Annotated in this window: 22 protein-coding genes; 12 read left to right on the top strand and 10 right to left on the bottom strand. The window is 38.7% G+C overall.

Translation table 11 applies throughout. From position 1 onward, the window contains the following. The first annotated feature begins 313 nt into the window (after positions 1-313). Positions 314-1255, top strand: a complete 942-nt coding sequence (gene rarD / locus CKK03_RS21545; protein ID WP_099364559.1) for an EamA family transporter RarD — start codon at positions 314-316, stop codon at positions 1253-1255. Positions 1256-1294: 39 nt separating this feature from the next. On the opposite strand, the gene CKK03_RS21550 is transcribed toward rarD, so the two are convergent. Continuing rightward, positions 1295-1477, bottom strand: coding sequence for a YkvS family protein (locus tag CKK03_RS21550; protein WP_099353856.1), 183 nt, complete (start codon positions 1475-1477; stop codon positions 1295-1297). A 214-nt stretch (positions 1478-1691) separates the two neighbouring features. On the opposite strand from CKK03_RS21550, the gene CKK03_RS21555 reads away from it, so the two are divergent. Next, positions 1692-2543, top strand: a complete 852-nt coding sequence (locus tag CKK03_RS21555; RefSeq protein WP_099364560.1) for a patatin-like phospholipase family protein — start codon at positions 1692-1694, stop codon at positions 2541-2543. A gap of 49 nt (positions 2544-2592) precedes the next feature. Here the strand turns inward: CKK03_RS21555 and CKK03_RS24205 are convergent, their stop codons facing one another. After that, positions 2593-3339 (bottom strand): hypothetical protein, encoded by a 747-nt coding sequence (locus tag CKK03_RS24205; protein WP_099364561.1) that lies wholly within the window; start codon positions 3337-3339, stop codon positions 2593-2595. A 225-nt stretch (positions 3340-3564) separates the two neighbouring features. Between CKK03_RS24205 and ykzS the strand changes: the two genes are divergently transcribed. The 8 genes from ykzS to CKK03_RS21605 all read left to right on the top strand — a co-directional run bounded on the left by ykzS (position 3565) and on the right by CKK03_RS21605 (position 10968). Next, positions 3565-3759, top strand: coding sequence for a protein YkzS (ykzS, locus tag CKK03_RS21565; protein WP_099353853.1), 195 nt, complete (start codon positions 3565-3567; stop codon positions 3757-3759). A 92-nt stretch (positions 3760-3851) separates the two neighbouring features. Beyond that, the gene (locus CKK03_RS21570) at positions 3852-4304 is read left to right on the top strand and encodes a MarR family winged helix-turn-helix transcriptional regulator (RefSeq protein WP_099364562.1); all 453 of its coding nucleotides are present in this window, start codon (positions 3852-3854) and stop codon (positions 4302-4304) included. A 138-nt stretch (positions 4305-4442) separates the two neighbouring features. Beyond that, positions 4443-5186, top strand: a complete 744-nt coding sequence (locus CKK03_RS21575; protein ID WP_099364563.1) for a GTP cyclohydrolase II — start codon at positions 4443-4445, stop codon at positions 5184-5186. A gap of 138 nt (positions 5187-5324) precedes the next feature. Further along, complete coding sequence (locus tag CKK03_RS21580) at positions 5325-6698, top strand: aldehyde dehydrogenase (RefSeq protein WP_099364564.1); 1374 nt, start codon at positions 5325-5327, stop codon at positions 6696-6698. Positions 6699-6938: 240 nt separating this feature from the next. Next, the gene (locus tag CKK03_RS21585) at positions 6939-7529 is read left to right on the top strand and encodes a cell wall hydrolase (protein WP_099364565.1); all 591 of its coding nucleotides are present in this window, start codon (positions 6939-6941) and stop codon (positions 7527-7529) included. A gap of 108 nt (positions 7530-7637) precedes the next feature. Next, complete coding sequence (locus tag CKK03_RS21590; RefSeq protein ID WP_099364566.1) at positions 7638-8597, top strand: nucleoside hydrolase; 960 nt, start codon at positions 7638-7640, stop codon at positions 8595-8597. Between the two features lie 196 nt (positions 8598-8793). Continuing rightward, on the top strand, positions 8794-9135 hold the full coding sequence (locus tag CKK03_RS21595) for a DUF4257 domain-containing protein (protein ID WP_099364567.1): 342 nt from the start codon (positions 8794-8796) through the stop codon (positions 9133-9135). Positions 9136-9348: 213 nt separating this feature from the next. Then, on the top strand, positions 9349-10968 hold the full coding sequence (locus CKK03_RS21605; RefSeq protein ID WP_099364569.1) for an ABC-F family ATP-binding cassette domain-containing protein: 1620 nt from the start codon (positions 9349-9351) through the stop codon (positions 10966-10968). A 36-nt stretch (positions 10969-11004) separates the two neighbouring features. Here CKK03_RS21605 and CKK03_RS21610 read toward each other — a convergent pair whose 3' ends face one another. Both CKK03_RS21610 and CKK03_RS21615 read right to left on the bottom strand, forming a co-directional pair. After that, positions 11005-11220, bottom strand: coding sequence for a spore germination protein (locus CKK03_RS21610; RefSeq protein WP_099364695.1), 216 nt, complete (start codon positions 11218-11220; stop codon positions 11005-11007). Between the two features lie 110 nt (positions 11221-11330). Continuing rightward, positions 11331-11516 carry a hypothetical protein gene (locus CKK03_RS21615; RefSeq protein WP_099364570.1) on the bottom strand — a complete coding sequence of 62 codons (186 nt, stop codon included), beginning with the start codon at positions 11514-11516 and terminating at the stop codon, positions 11331-11333. Between the two features lie 179 nt (positions 11517-11695). Here CKK03_RS21615 and CKK03_RS23895 point away from each other — a divergent pair, with 179 nt between their 5' ends. Next, complete coding sequence (locus tag CKK03_RS23895; protein WP_180271354.1) at positions 11696-11851, top strand: hypothetical protein; 156 nt, start codon at positions 11696-11698, stop codon at positions 11849-11851. Between the two features lie 72 nt (positions 11852-11923). On the opposite strand, the gene CKK03_RS21620 is transcribed toward CKK03_RS23895, so the two are convergent. After that, positions 11924-12118: an alpha/beta-type small acid-soluble spore protein gene (locus CKK03_RS21620; RefSeq protein ID WP_099353842.1), complete on the bottom strand. Its 195-nt coding sequence runs from the start codon at positions 12116-12118 to the stop codon at positions 11924-11926. Positions 12119-12387: 269 nt separating this feature from the next. Then, the gene (locus tag CKK03_RS21625) at positions 12388-13320 is read right to left on the bottom strand and encodes a CobW family GTP-binding protein (protein WP_099364571.1); all 933 of its coding nucleotides are present in this window, start codon (positions 13318-13320) and stop codon (positions 12388-12390) included. Positions 13321-13662: 342 nt separating this feature from the next. Between CKK03_RS21625 and abc-f the strand changes: the two genes are divergently transcribed. Beyond that, positions 13663-15351, top strand: a complete 1689-nt coding sequence (gene abc-f, locus CKK03_RS21630) for a ribosomal protection-like ABC-F family protein (protein WP_099364572.1) — start codon at positions 13663-13665, stop codon at positions 15349-15351. A gap of 43 nt (positions 15352-15394) precedes the next feature. Here the strand turns inward: abc-f and CKK03_RS21635 are convergent, their stop codons facing one another. From CKK03_RS21635 to CKK03_RS21650, 4 genes are all read right to left on the bottom strand, one after another. Beyond that, entirely contained in the window at positions 15395-17323 is a 1929-nt protein-coding gene (locus CKK03_RS21635) for a TRAP transporter permease (RefSeq protein WP_099364573.1), read from the bottom strand. Positions 17324-17347: 24 nt separating this feature from the next. Further along, positions 17348-18355: a TAXI family TRAP transporter solute-binding subunit gene (locus CKK03_RS21640; protein ID WP_099364574.1), complete on the bottom strand. Its 1008-nt coding sequence runs from the start codon at positions 18353-18355 to the stop codon at positions 17348-17350. A gap of 80 nt (positions 18356-18435) precedes the next feature. Then, positions 18436-19296 carry a carboxylating nicotinate-nucleotide diphosphorylase gene (nadC, locus tag CKK03_RS21645; protein WP_099364575.1) on the bottom strand — a complete coding sequence of 287 codons (861 nt, stop codon included), beginning with the start codon at positions 19294-19296 and terminating at the stop codon, positions 18436-18438. 267 nt (positions 19297-19563) lie between these two features. Further along, complete coding sequence (locus CKK03_RS21650) at positions 19564-20796, bottom strand: aminopeptidase (RefSeq protein ID WP_099364576.1); 1233 nt, start codon at positions 20794-20796, stop codon at positions 19564-19566. Between the last annotated feature and the right edge of the window lie 127 nt (positions 20797-20923).

The raw sequence follows: 20923 nt of genomic DNA on the forward strand, positions 1-20923 counted from the left end.
ATAAGTCCAGAGGCGCTGGAGTACCATCAACATCCTAAATACTGGAAAGTGACATAAGTCCAGAGACGTTGGAGTACCACCAACCACCCAAAAAATGGAAAATGACAAAAGTCCAAAGGCACTCGAACACCCACCGCCCTCCTAAAAAGCGAAACATGACATACATCCAGGGTAGTCAGAGTGTACTTCAGAAGGTTAGTGGGCCACTTACAGTCAGATATCCTCAAAATTCCAATTCATTTTCATTGTGAAATATCGGAAACCGAAATATAATAAACAAATGATAAAAAATGAATTGGAAAGAAGGATCATGATGGGTCAAGATGACATAAGGGAGTATAAAATTGGAATCTTGTATACGGCGATTGCGTATATTGCATGGGGAGTTCTGCCTCTTTATTGGAAATTAATCGACTATGTCCCGGCAATCGAGATTTTAGCACATAGGATTGTTTGGTCGCTTGTCTTTGTGCTGGTGATCATCCTCATTTCCAAAAAAGGGAACCAACTGGTTACAACCCTCAAAGAGATTGTTAAAAATAAAACCAAACTAATTGGGATTATCGCTTCATCACTCCTTATTACGGTAAACTGGGCAACTTATATTTGGGCTGTTAATACCGATCATATTATTGATGCAAGTCTAGGATATTACATCAACCCATTGGTCAGTGTCCTGTTGGGTATTATCGTTCTTAAGGAACGTCTATTGTTTTGGCAAGGTGTTTCATTTGTATTAGCAGGTCTCGGGGTTCTCATATTAACTTTACAGTACGGAAGTTTCCCATGGGTTGCGATTACGCTCGCATTAAGCTTTGGATTTTATGGATTAACAAAGAAACTAGCAAAGCTAGATTCCTTAATTGGACTCGCGATGGAAACAATGGTGGTTGCACCGATTGCCCTTATTTATTTAGGAGTTCTATACAACAGTGGAGTTGATTCCTTCAGTAGCGCAACTTTTAACGTGCAATTATTATTAATGGGGGCTGGGGTCGTAACAGCCTTACCATTGCTATGGTTTGCGGCTGGAGCAAATCGCATCCCGTTGTCAGTGCTAGGAATCTTGCAATATATCTCGCCAACTATAAGCCTTGTATTAGGAGTATTTTTATTTCAAGAGCATTTTACAAAGGCACATTTCATTACATTTTTATGTATTTGGTCAGCATTACTGATATACTCTTTCTCAAAAACAAAGTTTTTAACATCGATTCAACCGAAATTTACAAAAGATAAATCGTTAGGTGCATAACAAAAAGGGAGCCGAACCAAATGGTCAGCTCCCTTTCTTTTATATAGCTGTGACAATCTTATAGTTTTTATGATTTACAACAGTACGACTCTCTAAATCTAGATCTCTATAATTGTCCATATATGTTAAGTCCACAATAACTGAGTTTTCATTTACTTTTTCAACGACGCCTTTTAGTCCTTCTTTGAACTCAATGACATCCCCAATTTCTGCTATTTTCATAATGTCACCTCCATAGAATTCTATTAATCTTCAAGTTAAAGCAAATCGTGCTTTTATTTACAAAAAATCCATTTTTTTATATTTTGCCTTACTTTTGTAAAATAGTAAAGCGTTTTCAATGATATTTTATTTAAAATTTTTGTAAAAAATGTGACAATCTATAAATTTTTTTTTATATTAATTTATATGCCTGTCTAAAGGGAGAGAGATAAAAATGAAAGATACAGGATTGGTATTAGAAGGTGGAGGAATGCGTGGTGTTTATACCGCAGGCATCCTTGAATATTTTATGGAACACAATATCTATTTCCCATATGTCGTTGGCGTATCTGCAGGTGCGTGTATGGCAGCATCTTATCTATCTAGACAAATGGGAAGAAATCGTACGGTTAATATAGACTACGTTAATCACCCAAACTACTTGTCATTCAGGAATTTTGTGAAACACAAGCAGCTGTTTGGAATGGATTTTATTTTTGATGAAATTCCGAATAAACATGTGCCATATGACTATGATTCTTTTTATCAAGCAAAAGAAGAGTTTGTGGTGGGTACAACCGATTGTGAAACAGGGGAGCCTATTTATTTTCACAGAGAGGATTACGGGAATGACATGTTAAAGGTTATTCGTGCCTCGAGTTCTTTGCCTTTTGTTGCACCAATCATTGAATTTAATGGAAAAAAATTATTGGATGGAGGCATTACGGATCCTATTCCATTGACAAAGGCTCAGCAAGATGGAAATCAGAAAAATGTCGTCGTATTGACTCGCAATCGCGGTTATTTGAAAAAGAAATCAAATATGACATGGGTTGTGAGGCGTTCTTACAAACAATATCCCAATTTGGTTAAAGCAATTGAAACCCGATATCAGCGTTATAATGAGACAATTGCTTACTTAGAGAAAGAAGAAAAAGCGGGTAGGGTTTTTGTATTTAGCCCGTCAGAGCCACTTGAGGTGGGTAGGGTTGAAAGGGATCCTGTTAAATTAACGAACCTATACGAGCTTGGGCTTAAGGATGCACATGCTCAGTTTGAAAAGTTTCAGGACTGGATTTTGGCATAAAAGGCTGATAAGAAAAAGGTGCCTCAAAGGAGACACCTATAATGTATATCTATCTACCAAAACCGCCCATCATTCCAGGGCCACCCATTGGGCCATGCTGCTGTCCACAGGTGCAGCCAGGGCCATGCGGTCCATGAGGCATCATCATATTTGGTGCCATTCCAGGGCCTTGAGGAGACATCATACCAGGATTACCTGGTCCCCCAGGTCCGAATCCACCCATCTCACCAGGAGCCATTCCTGGTCCTTGTGGGTTGAAACCGCTCATCGGTCCAACACCAGGTCCCTGTGGTCCAAAACCGCTCATTGGTCCAGCACCGTGTCCTTGTGGTCCAAAACCGCTCATCGGTCCAACACCAGGTCCCTGTGGTCCAAAACCGCTCATCGGTCCAACTCCAGATCCTTGTGGTCCAAAACCGCCCATCATTCCAGGTCCGCCCATTGGGCCATGCTGCTGTCCACAGGTGCAGCCAGGGCCATGTGGTCCATGTGGAGCCATCATATTTTGTGCCATTCCAGGACCAGATGGATTAAATGCTGCTGGCATCACAGCATCGTCGTCTGGACCATCACCACATCCACAATCATCATCCATCATGTGCTGTTTGGTAGGGTAAGGATAGCTACCTTGAACTTCTTGTGGGAAGCCAGCTCCTGGGTATCCCTTTTGAGGAATATTCATTCCCATCGGCATTCCTTCTGGTCCATAGCCAGCGCCTGGCCCGGGCCCATATCCCATGCCTTGTTGGTTACTCATATTCGGATTAAAACCAAACGAGTTTTGATAATTTTTCATACAATCCACCTCTTTATTGTATTCATACAGTTAAAAAGTCAGCAAACACAATCTCAAATTTGTTGAGGGCGTTTTTAATTTTCTTACTTCGTCATAATGCCTACTAGACATTTCCCCCATATCTTATGCCTAATGACGTATAGTGTGTAGGATAGAGGTATAAATGGGTATTAGCCTTGTTTCTTATTTTTTGAACCACTATAATTTAAAAAGAGGTGTATACATATGAATGAAGAATTTGTAAATGAAATTTTAAATAAGCTCCGGGATGGAGAGTTAAATGAATACCTTGTGAAAAAAGATCAATTTCTTGAGTTCCGAAATACATTGGTTAAACGGGAAGATTTTAAGCATTTCAGAGGAATTGCCCATCACGGTGGGGATGTCCTGTACCGATATACGGAAGTCGCAAGGAGTTAATGGGAACTATGTCACAGAAACAAACTTGACAGAGAACATGAAAATTTAGTAAAATTATCTTGAATTCGAGATAATGAAAAAGGGTGGATCGTATGGAAGCAAATGAAGCAGTTAATGTTCCTAACCTCTCCTTGAAATTTTTTGTCATACTATCTAGAGCATTTCGATCTGTAAATGAGCGGGTAGAAGAGGATGTAAAAGGATACGGATTAAATCTAACAGAATTTGCAGTGTTAGAACTTCTCTATCATAAAGGGGACCAACCAATTCAACATATTGGGAAGAAGGTCTTATTATCGAGTGGAAGTATAACATATGTTGTGGATAAATTAGAAAAAAAGAATTATATTTCAAGAAAGCCATGTCCAAAGGATCGACGTGTTACATGGGCGTCCATCACGGAGGAAGGTAAACAATTTATGGATACGATATTTCCAAAGCATGAACAGGCTATTGAAGAAATTGTCGGGGTGCTGTCTGATTCTGAAAAAGAAGAAATGATGGTGCTACTGAAAAAGCTTGGATATCACGCTGATAAACTGTAAATTTTACTTAATGAGGGGCTATTAGATAAACGATATGAAGTGTATATTTCTTGACCTCCCTTTTTAATAATTCTATACTTTCAAAACATAGAGTAGAAATAAATTTACAAGTGGTAACATTAGAAAGGGAGAATTCTTATGGTTTCAGAAAAGGTGAAAAACCTTCTATTAAATAAAATGAACATGATTCATAAACAAGGGGAACAGGATATTTGCTTAGTTGGACCTGTAACATTACCCGTTCAATTAGATGATCAAGTTGTGACTTTTAAATGGTATACATGGCTAAAAATGGAGAATGGAATGAGTATAGAGGAAGTTCTAAACGCTCTTCCTACAGCTAATTTAGCAGAAATGCAGCAATCATCTGTTCTTGTATATGGTGATTTTGACTCAGAACAAGATGCGCTAATTAGAATGCATAGTATATGCCATACTGGTGATATATTCGGAAGCAAGCGTTGTGATTGTGGTTTCCAATTGCGGGAATCCATGAGAATGATTGTCTCAAATGGCTCTGGGGCTCTCTTTTATCTAGCAGATCACGAGGGAAGAGGGATTGGCTTATTTTCAAAATCCTTAGCGTATATCCTTCAGCAAGAAGGGCTAGACACAGTCGAAGCAAACCTTGCATTAGGCTTTAACGATGATAGCCGCAACTATGAGGATGCCATTCGCGTGCTTTCCGAGCTACGTTCGAAGCCAGTTACCTTAATTACGAACAATCCGAAAAAATTAGCTGCATTACAAGAATACGGACTATTATCAGATACTCATGTCCCACTTTGGGGAGATGTCTCTGAATACAATCAAAAATATTTAGCCACAAAGGTTGAAAAATCAGGTCATATTCAAGTAAAAGAAAAAATTGCTACAATCTAATACGAAATCAAAGGTAAGCCATTAAAAATACGGCTTACCTTTTTTCTACTCTACATGTAGTAATATCTTGTTTTTTGTTAAAAAATAGTATGTACTAATGATAAATAGTAGGAAACCTGTTGAAATGGGGGAAATATAGTGGAAAGCTATGGTGCATTAATAAAAAAGCAACGTGAATTTTTTTCTACAGGGAAAACAAAGGAAGTTGCTTATCGGATGGAAGCTCTTAAAAAGATTCGCAATCTAATTAAAACACATCAAAAGGAAATTATGGACGCTTTACATAAAGATTTAAACAAATCTGAGTTTGAATCATATACGACTGAAATTGGCTTTGTTTTAGAAGAGCTTAGGTATACGATGAAGCATCTTGAAAAATGGGCGAAACCAAGAAAGGTAAAAATGAGCTTAACTGGTTTTGGAAGTAAAAATTATATTTATCCAGAACCATATGGGGTGGTTTTAGTCATATCCCCTTGGAATTATCCATTTCAGCTTGCATTTGCACCATTAATTGGGGCAATCGCAGCAGGAAACTGTGCCATTTTAAAGCCTTCTGAGCTAACCCCAAAAACGTCTGAATTACTAACAAAACTGATTCGTGAACAGTTTCAAGAGGACTACATTGCGATTGTTGAAGGGGGTGTTGAAACTAGCACGGCCCTTTTAGAGGAAAAGACAGATTATATCTTTTTTACAGGTAGTGTGGCCGTTGGAAAAGTGATTATGGAGGCTGCAGCTAAACATTTAACACCTGTTACCCTTGAACTTGGAGGGAAAAGTCCTTGTATTGTCCACAAGGATGCGAATCTTCGGTATGCGGCAAAGCGAATTGCGTGGGGAAAGTATACGAATGCTGGACAAACCTGTGTCGCTCCAGATTATCTGTACGTTCATAATGAAGTGAAAGAAGAATTTTTAAATTTGTTAACAGAAGCTATCCAGGAATTGTATGGGAATGCATTAAGTGAAGGAAGCAAATTTACGAAAATTGTAAGTGAGCGGCATTTCAATCGACTTACTTCCTTTATCCATAATAGTGGCGTTATATACTATGGTGGTAAATCGGATGCCGATAAGCATTTGATTGCGCCTACAGTTCTGACTGATGTTACATGGGAGCATCCGATCATGGAGGATGAAATTTTTGGCCCAATTTTGCCTGTGATGGGGTACGACGATATTTTACAAACCATCGATGAGATCAATAAGCGCCCAAAACCACTTGCATTGTATATTTTTTCAGAAGTGGAACGAGTGCAAAATAAAGTGCTAGAATCAATCTCTTTCGGTGGTGGTTGTGTGAATGATACGGTTTATCATTTTACTTCACCCCATCTACCATTTGGCGGTGTAGGTGATAGTGGAATTGGTGCCTACCATGGGAAAGGAAGCTTTGATGTATTTTCTCATGAAAAAGGGATCATGAAGCAAACAACAAAGTTTGACCTTCCGTTACGCTACCCAACTACCAAATATGGGTTGAAGCTGATTAAGATGATTATGAAATAACGGAAATATGATAACAATGTTGATAACATGGCTGAGATGTTTGTAAAATTCAATCTGTATTTTTCCATCTTGTCCAAGATTTAGGTGGTAAATATAGTGAGGATATTTTTTCCAATCATATTTTGAGACAAAGTGTCTCTAAGGCTCTAGTATTCTACCACTTTTTGGGCAATGAATCGAAATATTACAGCTGTTAACCTTCTAGTAGAGCCAAAAACGACGATACTAGGAGGAAAAAACATGAAAAACCTTAAGAAGATTGGATTTGCAACTGCATTAACATTTTCACTATTAGCTTCAGGCGTGAGTGCATCGGCAGCAACTCATACTGTAAAATCCGGTGATACATTCTGGAATCTTGGCATGAAGTATGGTGTATCAGTATTAGACCTTAAGGAAACAAATAACCGCACAAGTGATATGATCTATCCAGGTGAAGAGCTAGAAATTCCAGAAGTAGTGACGAGTCAGGATAAGGAATTACTAGCAAAACTTGTACATGCTGAAGCAAAAGGCGAGCCATATGCAGGTAAGGTTGCCGTGGCTACTGTTGTGTTAAACCGTGTCGATTCATCTGAATTCCCTGATACGATTAAAGAAGTAATCTACGAAAAAGTAGAAGGTGGTTCATATGCATTTAGCCCAGTGGCTGATGGTTCAATCAATCAACAGGCTGATGAAGAATCAAAACGTGCTGTAGACGAAGCAATTACGTTCCGTGGACAAGGAAAAGGGTCATTATTTTTCTTTAATCCAGATAAAAGTTCAAACCCATTTATGATGGCTAGAGAAGTAACAACTATCATTGGAAATCATCGATTTGCAAAATAATACTTTTCCCAAAACACTCATTTCGTCTCATAGCGAAGTGGGTGTTTTTTTTTACTTCCCAACATATAGTGAATATTATGTGAGATTTTAAAAAAGGGAGCGGTGTTAATGGCAGCAAAGGTTTTGTTTTTTGGAGATCCGGGAATTGATGATTCGATTGCGATTATGTATGGATTACTCAATCCTGATATAGAAATAGTCGGGATTGTTCCGAGTTACGGTAATGTGACACAAGAACAAGCGATTCAGAATGTTGCCTATTTATTATCATTAGCAGGCAAAACGGATATTCCAATCATAGCGGGTGCAAAGGGACCGTTATCTGGAGAAGCCACAGCTTATTACCCCGAAATCCATGGGGAAGAGGGTCTTGGCCCCATTCAACCACCTGATACACTTCCTGCAGCTGAGTTATTAAATTTTGATGAGATTTTTAAAATCATTGAGAAATATGAAAATGAACTTTATATCGTCGATGTTGGGCGATCAACATCACTTGCGATTGCCTTCATCCTTGGTGATGAGGTGATGAATAAAGTAAAAGGATTTTATATAATGGGTGGGGCCTTTTTTGTTCCTGGAAATGTCACCGCTGAAGCAGAGGCGAATTTTTATGGGGACCCAATTGCCTCAAACCTTGTATGTGAACGTGCACATAACCTTGCCATTCATCCTCTAAATGTCACAATCCAAGCGATCTTAACTTCTGAAATGGTTGACCAAATTGTAAGGCAGGGAGCAAATAATCCATTCCGAAATTTAATTCGTCCCATTTTTGATTATTATTATGAATTTTATAAGAAAAGCATGCCTGGTATTCAAGGGACACCACTACATGATGTTGTTGCTCTAAGCGCAATTGTTAATCCATCCATTATGCAATATGCAAGGCGCAGAGTAAAAATCGAAATGTCCGGGATTTTAAAAGGGGTGAGCGTCGCGGATTTTCGTGCTAATCCAGACAAGGAGCTTGTTGAAACATTAGATCGGATTGCACTGCGTATTGATTATGAAAAATTCATCACTGATTTTATTCAAGTAATGACAAACGGTAGAGTGGATAGGTAGTTATATGTAGTCCTTTAGGGGCTCGAAATAGTTTTTAGAATGAAAATGGGACATTGGTAGCACGAAAGTATTTTTAATTTTCCGAAAATATACCCAAGCTTTCTTATTCACTTTTGGCATATAATGTTAATAAGGAAGCTTCCATTTGTTGCCTAAGGTCAAGCATTACTAAATCTGGACTTTAGGGGGTGATGACATGTTGTTGCATCTTGTGCTAGCAATCTTTATTGGTGGCTCTATGGGGTTATTGGGACATGCTAAAAAACAAGGGAAAATTGAGAAACCTCGTGTAACAAAACGCTTCATCTACCTTGGATTCTTAGAAGAAATGCTTATTGGAACCATTGCGGCAGTATTAATCGTAGCTTCGAGTGACACCGAATCGATTTTTCGTGTCATATTCCTTTCGATTTTAGCAGGTTACGGTGGTGAAAAAATTATTCAGGGATTTGGAGCCGTAAGACAACCTGATCGGCCAAACGAATTGCCGCCAAAAAATCTAGAACAGGAGAGCAATAAGAAGAATGATGCTATTTGAAATTGGAAAATTTAAAAAAGAAAAACGTGGTGTTTTTTAATGACTCTTTTGGCAGGGAAACTGTGGAAGGGGTCATTTTTATTTTTTCGGAAAACAAATATGTCACAATGTGGCAAAGGCTTTTGGCCACAAACTGTGGCCCCAAAACTAGTGTTGTTTCTATGAAAATGGTATAATCAGTAGCAATGATATGAAATGGAGGATTTATAATACATGATTACAGTTACAAATGTAGGTTTGCGTTACGGTGACCGCAAGCTTTTTGAAGATGTTAACATAAAATTTACACCGGGAAATTGTTATGGACTAATCGGAGCGAATGGTGCCGGAAAATCTACCTTTCTAAAAATCCTTTCAGGTGAGATTGAGCCACAAACGGGTGACGTGCATATGACACCAGGTGAGCGCCTTGCATTCCTAAAACAAAACCACTTTGAATATGAAGAACATGAAGTTCTAAAAGTTGTGATTATGGGACATTCCCGTCTATATGAAGTGATGCAAGAAAAGGACGCAATCTACATGAAGCCTGATTTCTCAGATGAGGACGGAATGAGAGCTGCTGAGCTTGAAGGGGAATTTGCTGAGTTAAATGGTTGGGAAGCTGAATCTGAAGCAGCCATTCTTTTAAAAGGTTTAGGCATCCCAGAAGAGCTTCATACGAAGAAAATGGCAGAATTAACCGGTTCTGAGAAAGTAAAAGTGTTATTAGCGCAAGCCTTATTTGGTAAGCCAGATGTGCTTTTACTTGACGAGCCTACCAACAACCTGGATTTAAAAGCAATCCAGTGGCTAGAGGAATTTTTAATTAACTTTGAAAACACCGTTATTGTTGTATCCCATGACCGTCATTTCTTAAATAAGGTATGTACGCACATGGCTGACCTCGATTATGGAAAAATCCAAATCTATGTTGGAAACTATGACTTCTGGTATGAATCAAGCCAGCTTGCTTCAAGAATGGCACAAGATGCAAACCGTAAAAAAGAAGAGAAAATAAAGGAACTTCAAGCATTTATTGCGCGCTTTAGTGCTAATGCATCAAAATCAAAACAAGCAACTTCTCGTAAAAAGCTTTTAGATAAAATTTCACTTGATGATATCAGGCCGTCTTCTCGTCGTTATCCATTTGTTGGGTTTACGCCAGAGCGTGAAATCGGTAATGACTTACTAAGTGTTGAAGGTCTTACAAAGACAATTGATGGCGTTAAGGTGCTTGATAATGTGAGTTTTATTATAAACAAAGGCGACAAGCTTGCGTTTGTAGGTAAAAGTGAAATTGCTATCACAACATTATTCAAGATTTTAAATGGTGAAATGGAAGCAGATAGCGGTACGTATAAATGGGGTGTAACAACATCACAAGCCTATTTCCCTAAGGACAACACGAAGTATTTTGATGGTAATGAGCCAACGTTAGTTGACTGGCTTCGTCAGTTCTCTCCAAATGATCAAAGTGAGAGTTTCCTACGAGGATTCCTAGGACGAATGCTATTCTCTGGTGAAGAAGTATTGAAAAAGCCAAGCGTTCTATCTGGAGGGGAAAAAGTACGTTGCATGCTTTCAAAAATGATGCTAAGTGGAGCGAACGTGCTTGTGCTCGATGACCCAACAAACCACTTAGACCTTGAGTCTATTACTGCTTTAAATAATGGATTAATCGCGTTCAAAGGATCCGTTTTATTTACATCACATGACCATCAGTTCGTTCAAACAATTGCGAACCGTATTATCGAAATTACACCAAATGGTCTTGTTGATAAGCAAATGTCATATGATGAATACCTTGAAAACACTGAGCTTCAAAAACAAGTAGAAGCGATGTATGCATAATATGAAAAACCGTCTTCCCTTATAGGGAGACGGTTTTTATGTGTTGGAAATATTTGAGTCGACGCCATCCGGGTCAAAGGTATTGGATGTACTCGTACCATTATTATTTGTAATATTGATACCCGTATTAAATGATCCCGAACCTGCGATTGTTTTACTAGTTGAAGTAGGAGAGACATAAAAGGAATTACCTGTGGTGATAACACCTTCATTGCTGTTAATTCGTATTGGTCCTAAAAAGATAGAAGCCATATGCTTTGCACCACCTTCATTCATCTTGGTAGTACTAGCATATGGCTCCTATGGAAATGTGAAAGGTACAAACCACTATAAATTCAAAAAGGATAAGCCGTTGTGGCTAATCACTTACCTAATAATGCTAAGATTCCTTTGAAAATTAGAACAAATGAGAAGACGATCATCGTAAGAGCCCCAACAAGAGAAAAGACAGAATGTAGGCTGGTTAAGACGGTATCATATTCTGTTACCTTAATAAGGGCAAAACCTGCTAATATACACGCCAAAAATAAAATAGCCAATTTATCCATGGTGATTTTTCCCTCCTTTACTTCATCATATGTCCCAATTGTGTAGAAAGTGAGGGAAACTTACGATGTACTACACATTTTTTCAAAATCAGGAATAAAAACTATTTTCGTGAATACAATGGTCATGTCGGAAAAAAAGTGAATAAAATTGAAGGTTAGAAAACGATAGGGTGGGAAAGATGGCATTAGTTAAAAATTGTATTATTGTAGTACTGTTTGCGCTGTTAGTGGTGGGAATGATTTTACTTGGAGTAAGGACGATTGAGGCAAAGGGAAATCCAACAGTGATGAAGACAACAGATGAAATATATGTTGAAAAAACCGTTCATTTCTAGGGGAATGACGGTTTTTTTATTTACTTATAAAAAAAGGAGGCCCAGTATATGGACCCCCTTTTAGGTGAATTGTTACTGTTGTGAACCGTTTGTAAGTTGCTGCTGCGCCATTGCGACGAGGCGTTTCGTCATCTCGCCTCCAACGGAGCCGTTCGCACGTGCGGTCGTATCTGCACCAAGCTGAACTCCAAACTCATTGGCGATTTCTTCTTTCATTTGATCTAGAGCATTTTCGCTACCAGGAACCAATAGTTTGTTTCTTGCCATGATACATCACTCCCGACAGAAGTTTTTTGAGTAACCAAACGATTACTCATTCTTAACTTCCCACGCAATGTGATTATCATGCTTGGAAATGTGGCCCAATTTATGCCTTCAGTCGTTTAGGGAACAATTAACTTGAGTTAGGTCACAATAAATCAAAGTTAGGGCACAATCCTAATCAGTTAGGGAACAATTATTCAAAGTTAGGGCGCAATTATTCATAACTAGGGTACAATGCACCCTAAACTATGGCATAATTTTTCCTGAAGTACCTATTCAACCTTCAAACTTTCTTCCTCTAGTTTCTCCATTTCTGCCTTCATCCATGTTGGGTCCAACTTTTCACCGATAAATACCAAAGTTGGCTTATAATTCATAAGCTCTTTTAAGTAAATGGGCGTTCCATAGGAGTATTGGAATAAATAAGTGTTATTCGAATGGGTAAACTTTAAATAGCCCTTAATTCGGTAAATTGTTTCAGGCATCTTTCTGAGCCATTCTTCAAATAAATCGAGATCGAGTGCATTTGAAAATGTATGCACATATGTTTTAAGCTTTAAATCGAGATGTACATGTGCTCGCTCATGTGGTTTTCGTTCAGCTTTTTTTATTGTACGGAGATCATCAAGCTTCACAGCTGCATGCTTTGTTAACAGGCTTCGTGCCTCGCTGTTAATGGATTGAATTTCAAAAATTATTTGTCCTTGTTCCATTTCAGACAACTGGTCGATTTTATTAAGTAATAGCACATCCGCATGATGAATCTGTTCACGTAAAAGCATTTGTAATTGAGGACTTAAGGAATCTCTTTCTTTCCAACGGTTCACATCGATTAGTGTAACAATCGACTGTACAAATAATTGATCAGCAAAAAGCGGTGACATACATGCATCAAGCACTTCAATTGGATGAGCAACACCCGTTGTTTCAATATAGATGGCATCTAAGTCATAATCCTGTAAAAGTCCTTGCAAATGGACCTCAAGCTGTCCTTGAATCGTACAGCAAACACAGCCATTAAGCAGTTCTTTAAGTGGGGTGTTACCTGAAACTGCGTTTGAATCAATCGAAACCTTACCTAATTCGTTCATAACAACCGCAACTTTTCGATTTAATTGCTTTTCTTGAGTAAGAATATTTTGTAATAAAGTGGTTTTACCACTTCCTAAAAATCCAGATAAAATAAAAACCTCAACTTTTTCCATAAAAACTCCTCATTCTTAATACTACCTTTTCTTATTAAAGGTGAATAACTTCTATTATAGCGAAAAATTGCTTATAGAGAAAAGAAGGAACCTTGTTAGTTGGATTTGACAGAAATTAGGTATCAATAATATACTAAACCTAACAAAACTCGAAAGGAATGGTAAGGGGCAATGGATAACTAATCTTATTTTCGTACCGATTTTTCATTAAGGAAAAAACGTGTATCTAGAGAATAGGATTCGTATGCCCATTTCCATGTCCTTTTGTACAATACAATTGTACGTTTATTTGTGATGGAAAAAATACGTCCTCTCTAGATACATTCTAGGGAGGTTTTTTTTATGACGATTTTAAAAATGAGCGGGGTTCAAAAAAGTTACGGAGATAAGATGATCCTAAATCATATTGAATGTACGATTCAAAGAGGAGACCGAATTGGGATTGTCGGGGATAATGGCGCTGGCAAGACAACGTTAGCAAACATCATAACCGGGAAAATTAAAATTGATAAAGGGTCAATTGACATGCCTTCTGGCCCCATTTCAATCGGATATGTAAAACAGGCTGCTGAAGCAGCCTATGACGAACTCGAGGAAGCGGCTATTTCCGGGGTGATATTGGAACAAACGAGTCAACTTGGGTTAATGAAGGTACACACTTGGGACCAAGAAAGAGCAGCACATTTAAGTGGTGGAGAGAAAACAAAGCTATCCCTTGCAAAAGTATGGTCATCTTCGTCTGAGCTTCTAATACTTGATGAACCGACAAACCATCTTGATTTAAAAGGAGTGGAATGGCTGATTGAGGAAATGAAGGCTTATCAAGGAGCCATTCTTGTTATTTCACATGACCGGTACTTTCTTGATCAAACGGTTAGTCAAATTTTGGAAATCGAAGGCGGCAATTCGTATATTTACCAAGGGAATTATACGAATTACTATGAGGAGAAGGAAAGGTTGTATCAAAGCCAGCTCCATCAATACGACATTCAGCAAAAGCATAAAGAAAAAATTGAAAACCAACTGAGTAATTTGCAAAATTGGTCAGATAAAGCACATCGTCAATCGACGAAACAAGAAGGTTTTAAGGAATTCTATCGGGTTAAAGCAAAGAAAATGGATAAACAAATGAAGTCCAAATTAAAACGGCTTGAAAAAGAGCTTGAAAAGAATAAAGTTGAAAAGCCGAAGGAAAAGGATGAGTTGCAATTTCACTTCAAACAAAATAAAAAGAGAGGAAAACGAATCGTTGAAGTGAAAAATGGTGAAATGAAATTTGGAGAAAGGGTCTTGTTTCAGAAAAGCCATTTTTATGTGAAGTTTGGGGAAAGAATTGGAATTCTTGGTGAAAATGGCTGTGGGAAGACCACCTTGCTTCGCATAATTATGGGGGAGGAACGGCTTTCAAGAGGGGAGTTATGGAAAAGTAATTCCTTGAAAATCGGTTATCTGTCACAAGATATGACAGACTTAGATGAAGCAAAGACAATTCTAGAATATCTTGATGTTAACGGTAGAGACGCGATAAATGAAGCAAGAACGATATTTGCAAACATCGGGTTTCATGCAGATAAAATCAAACAGCCCATCTCCACATTAAGCTTTGGGGAACGAACGAGAATTAAGCTTGTTAAACTTTTGTTAGATGAAGTTGATGTACTGATATTAGATGAACCAACCAACCACCTTGACCTTGCTAGCCGGGAATCACTTGAAAAAATGTTACAGTCCTTTGAAGGTACAATTTTAACGGTTTCCCATGATCACTATTTTCTTAAAAAGATGTGTGACAAACTACTTGTTTTTCATAATCAAGTCATTAAAAGAGTGGAAATAGGACTCGAAGAATATCAGCAAAAAAATCATCAAGAACCTAAGGCAATACAAAACGAGGAAGAAGAAAAGCTACTAATTGAAAATGAGATAAGTGCAACAATCGGCCAATTGTCTATACTGTCAAAGGATGACCCTCAATACGAGGAGCTAGACAAAAGACTTTTAGTATTAATGAAAAAGAAAAGAGAGCTATGAGGAGAAAAAAGTTCAGTGTCCTCAACACTGAACTTTTTCTTATTTAAGCCCCTTTTTCGAGTGGCGTGTATTGGATCTGGCGCTTTTTTTGAAGTGTAAACACTACTATAAATAAAAGAATGCCGATACCACTGAATATAGCATGAGGATATATGAGCAATAGTCCACTTGTGATTAATAGCATTCGTTCTACTGTTGTCGTGCCCTGTTTAAGCCAGCCAATGACACCTGCGCTTAGTGCAAGAACTCCTATTACTGCGGTAAAGAATGATATAAAAATTTCAATAGGTGGACCATCTAGCAATAATGCAGGTTCTAAAACAAACATAAATGGAACGATGAAGCCCACTAAACCAAGACGAACTGCTTCTAGCCCAACTTGGTTTGGGTTGCTATCGGCAATTCCAGCAGCGGCATAAGCTGCGACTGCAACAGGTGGTGTAATTGCTGAAAAAATAGAGAAATAAACAATAAATAAATGGGCGGCCATTAATGAAACACCTAATTCCATTAAAGCTGGAGCAGCTAACATCGCCGTCAAAATATAGGCAGCAGCTACCGGCATCCCCATTCCTAAAATAATGCAAATGAGCATGACTAGAATCAAGGTAGGAAGGAGCATACCTTCAGTTAGCCCGAGGACAACACTCGTTAATTTACCACCAAGTCCCGTTGACATGATACCTGAAATGACTAGCCCAGCAGCTGCACATGCTGTTGTTACTGGGATAGAGGATCTTGCACCATCAACCATCGCTTCAAAAATTTGCTTAACACCCATTCGGGTTTTTTTACGAAACCAGCTCACTACGATGATGGCTAATACACCGTAAAAACCAGTGCTAGATGCGCTATAGCCATTTAAAAGAAAGAAGAGTAAGATAACCAACGGGATAAAATAGTACCAGCCTTCTTTTAACACATTTGAAACGTTAGGAATGTCTTCTTTATTCGCCTTTGGTAAATCTAATCTTATTGCCTCAAAATGAACCATCGCAAGCAATGAAGTATAGTAGAGTATACCAGGAATAATGGCAGCAATAACGATCGATATATACGGAATCTGAGTTATTGCTGCCATTAAAAAGGCAGAGGACCCCATAATCGGAGGTAAGATACTACCACCAGTCGATGCAGCTGCCTCAACTGCTGCGGCAAATGTTGGTTTGTATCCGGACCGCCTACTCACAGGAATCGTAAATGAGCCTGTTGTTACAACATTCGCTGTTGGGCTTCCAGAAATCATGCCAAAAAACGCACTTGCAATGACGGCCACCTTGGCTGCTCCACCACGTGTTCTTCCAGCTAAAGCGGACGACAATTGAAAGAAGAACTCACCCGCACCAGCCTTTTGTAAAAATGCTCCAAACAGTAAAAACATATACACGAATGATGCGGCAACCGCAATTGGTGATCCCCAAAGGCCGTTAAAACTATAAGCTAAATCTTCAACTACTTCAGAAAATGAAAATTCTCGATGCCAAATGATTCCGCCTAAATGATGGCCCCACAGTGCATAACTGATTCCAATTAACACAATGATGACGATTGGCATTCCGATCGTGCGGCGGGCTGCTTCGATACTTAATATGACAAAGACGAAGCCAACAAAAATATCCATTGTGGATAACGGGTCGACAATAGGAATCCGTTCCGAAATCCGTTCTGCATGGATGTAAAAATAGATTCCGGAACCTAAGGCTGAAAATGAACAAATATAGTCAGGGACTGTCGGTGTATCACTTGTTCTGCTTTGTTTTGAAAAACTATAAAACAAAAAGGTCAAGATTAGAATGAGAGATAGATGAGTAGCCAACAGTTGGATCGGATCAAATTTTCCCCAAACAACAGACACGATTTGGAATAGAGATAAGATGAATGCAATACTTATAAAAATTTTAAAAGCGGGACCAGACAAGTCACGTTTTTTACCTTCAGAAAAGGCCCTAGTTATATAATTTGTAATGCCCATTACCTTGGGAACTCCCTTCTAAATTTAATGGATTAGTCCTTTTTCTTTGAAAAATTTCTTTGCACCTGGATGAAGAGTGACCTTCCCAACTTTGCTAAAGTTTTCGTCTGATAGCTTCTTAAATTCTTTATGGACCGTGCCTAAATATTCAACATTTTCATAGATAGCCTTTGTAACGCGATACACTTCTTCTTCAGGAACATCCTTATGAACAATTAAAATAGCAGGAGTATATAGGGTGTGTATATCTTTGTTTAAAAAATCATAACTCCCTGCCGCAATTGTACCTAGCTCCATTCCTAGCTTATCTGCCACATCTTGAAGTATTTCTTGGTCCATTGAAATAAATTTCATGTCATTTGTGATGGCCGCTTCTAAAATGTCACTGGATGGAACGGATACTGCATCTCCGGTGGTATCAATCCGATTATCTCCCATCAATTCAAACGTCTTTGAACCGCTTAAATGATCAACAGAACCACCCCAAGATGCAATGTCTTTATAGGTTACATCGTATTCTTGTAAAATGGACCGTGTAATGATTTCACCCGCAGAACCTCTTTGGTCAACTGCTAGCCGCATCGGTGCTTTCTTTTCCATCACCTCGGCTAATGAATCGAACTCTACGTCAGCTCGTGCGATTAATTGATAATAGTTAGCAGGAATCACCACACTAATTGCCCGTATATCTGGATAGGCTTCTTTATAAGGTTCTGTCCCACTGAATGCTGCATAAGCTGTCATGGCATAAGAGATTCCATAAGGGACCGTGTTGGTTCCAACACTAGCCGGATTCTCAACAATTCCGCCAGGCTCAACCGTAATAAGTGAACCTTTATTTTCACGACGAATCGACTCGGCGATACCTTCTGTAAAAACAGACCATGCGCCTCCTGTCCGTCCGCCAATAATAGTCGTTCGAATATCGCCTGTATCAGCGACAGACACCGCACCAACTTTATTCAAGCAACCTGCTAGAAGAATACTGCTAATTAAAAGTAAGAAAGAATAAATCCAATTTTTTTTAGACATTCACATTTACCCCCAAAGGTTAGGCTACCCGAGTTCCACCCGTACTTTTAACAAGTCAGATGTACTCGGGTAGCATATCATCATTCATTGAAAGAAGATTTCTTGTTACCTTCTTTTACTTGCAAGCTAATATCAAGGGCTTTTACTGAGTGGGTTAAAAATCCTAATGATATATACTGGATACCGGTACCGGAATAGGTGGCTAAATTATCTAAAGTTATTCCGCCAGAGGCTTCGGTGATGATTCCCTTTGGTACTAACTTTGTGAAGTCATTCACTTCTTCAGGGCTACAATTATCAAACATGATCACATCTGCTCCAGCTTCTACAGCTTCCAAAACTTCTTCTTTGCTTTCAGTTTCCACTTCAATCTTTACCATATGGCCAATTTTTTCACGTACAGCTTCAACAGCTTTTGTAATCGAACCGCAATAGGCGATATGGTTATCCTTGATCATGACTCCATCATAGAGCCCAAAACGGTGATTTTTGCCACCACCCGTTAAAACAGCATATTTATCAAGCATCCTTAGTCCTGGGATGGTTTTTCTAGTATCACAAATCCGAATGGAAGGATCGTTTAAAGCCTCAACACATTTGTTTGTAACAGTTGCAATTCCGCTCATACGTTGGATAAGGTTCAGTATCACTCTTTCACCAGTGAGTAGGTGGGAAGTCGGTCCACTTACTGTTGCGATTGTATCGCCAGAAGATACACGATCTCCGTCAGAAAATCGAAGTTCGACTCCAATGGTTGAATCTAACAGGTGATAGGTTTCTTTAATAATGGCTAATCCAGAAATAATACCATCTTCTTTAGCAATAAACACGCCTTGGCTTGTTTGTTCAATAGGGAATATTGATTGACTTGTTACATCCATTTCACCTATATCTTCAAGTAAAAACTCCTGTAACATTTTACGCAATTTTAATAGATTCATAGTTTGCCTCCTAGGATAAATAAGTTTGATAATAATTTCACAAACTTAGGTAGAGTAATTTATGGTTATAAAAAAGTATAAGGGACTCGAGTGAAAATACAAGTGTCTTGTCATCTATATTTACATATAAACAACTGAATTTCAATAGTCTCAATAAATAATTTTTTGAGCTAAGGAAATGCACAATGGGGGAGATTAAGAAAGAAAAAGGCACCACTGGGAGAGAAACATACTCTCCAGTGGTGCCATTTGTCGCCAGGTACGATATTAGAATGCCCAGTTCCCATTACGGAAAACGGGTTCGATGGTGCCATCAGCCGAGATGCCGTCAATGTCCATTTCACCTGAGCCAACCATAAAGTCAACATGTGTGATACTTGAGTTTGCCCCTTTTTTCACAAGCTCTTCACGCGACATTGTTTTCCCACCTTCAATACAGAAAGCATAAGCGTTTCCGATTGCAAAGTGATTGGATGCATTTTCATCAAAAAGAGTATTGTAAAAAAGAATTTTTGATTGTGAAATAGGTGAACTATGTGGAACTAATGCAACCTCACCTAAATAGTGACTGCCTTCGTCTGTTTCCACAAGGCGTTTGAGTGTATCTTCACCTGTTTCAGCCTTTACATCCACGATTCGTCCATTTTCAAACGTTAACGTAAAGTGATCAATTAAGCTTCCCCCGTAATTGAGTGGCTTCGTGCTGCTTATATAACCATTTACACCTTCTTTTGCGGGAACGGTGAAGACCTCTTCAGTTGGCATATTGGCTACGAAATGAATATTCTGTTCGTTTTCACCACCACCGCCAATCCAAACGTGACCCTCAGGAAGTTCTACCGTCAAGTCAGTTCCAGGTGCTGTATAATACAATTTTTTATATTTTTTCTTGTTTAAGTATTCAACCTTTGCATGCAAAGTTGCATTGTGATCCTTCCATGCTTGTACAGGATTTTCTGTGTCGACACGAGTTGCTTGGAAAATCGCTTCCCATAACTTTTCAACTTGTTCTTCAGATGAAAGATTTGGGAATACTTTTTCCGCCCAGCTTTCTGATGGCACAGCAATTACGGACCAGCTTACTTTATCTGCTTGTGAATAATTGCGGTATTTTTCCAGTGCTTGCCCAGCCGTTTTATTTGCATTGGCGATGCGCTCAGGATTGACGCCTTTCAGTAAATCTGGATTTGATGAAATAATGGACAAAAAGGCAGCTCCGTTTTCTGCGAGTTCTTCCATTCCTTTTGCCTTCCACATTGGGTAATCCAGGAATGCTTCATCTGGTGCAAGATCGAAGCGGGTGCGTGTAATTTCATCATCATTCCACTCCACATATACATTTCTTGCGCCAGCCTCATAAGCTTTTTTTACAACTTTTCTAACATATTCGACAGCTGAGATAGGTGCATTAATAAGTAGGTTTTGTCCTTTCTGTACATTAACACCAACGCGAACAGCTAAGTCAGCATATTTTTCTAGCATTTGTTCGAACGTACTCATATGTATTCTCCTTTGTGAAGTGCTATTAACCTAACACGAGTGTGGGTATTTCTTTTTTAGTGTAACAGATACAATATCAACCACGAAATACATTTTTTTCAAAATTAGGCGAATGTGTATTGACAGG

Origin of the sequence: Fredinandcohnia onubensis, from assembly GCF_002734215.1 — a bacterium.
GTDB classification, from domain to species: domain Bacteria; phylum Bacillota; class Bacilli; order Bacillales; family Bacillaceae_L; genus Ferdinandcohnia; species Ferdinandcohnia onubensis.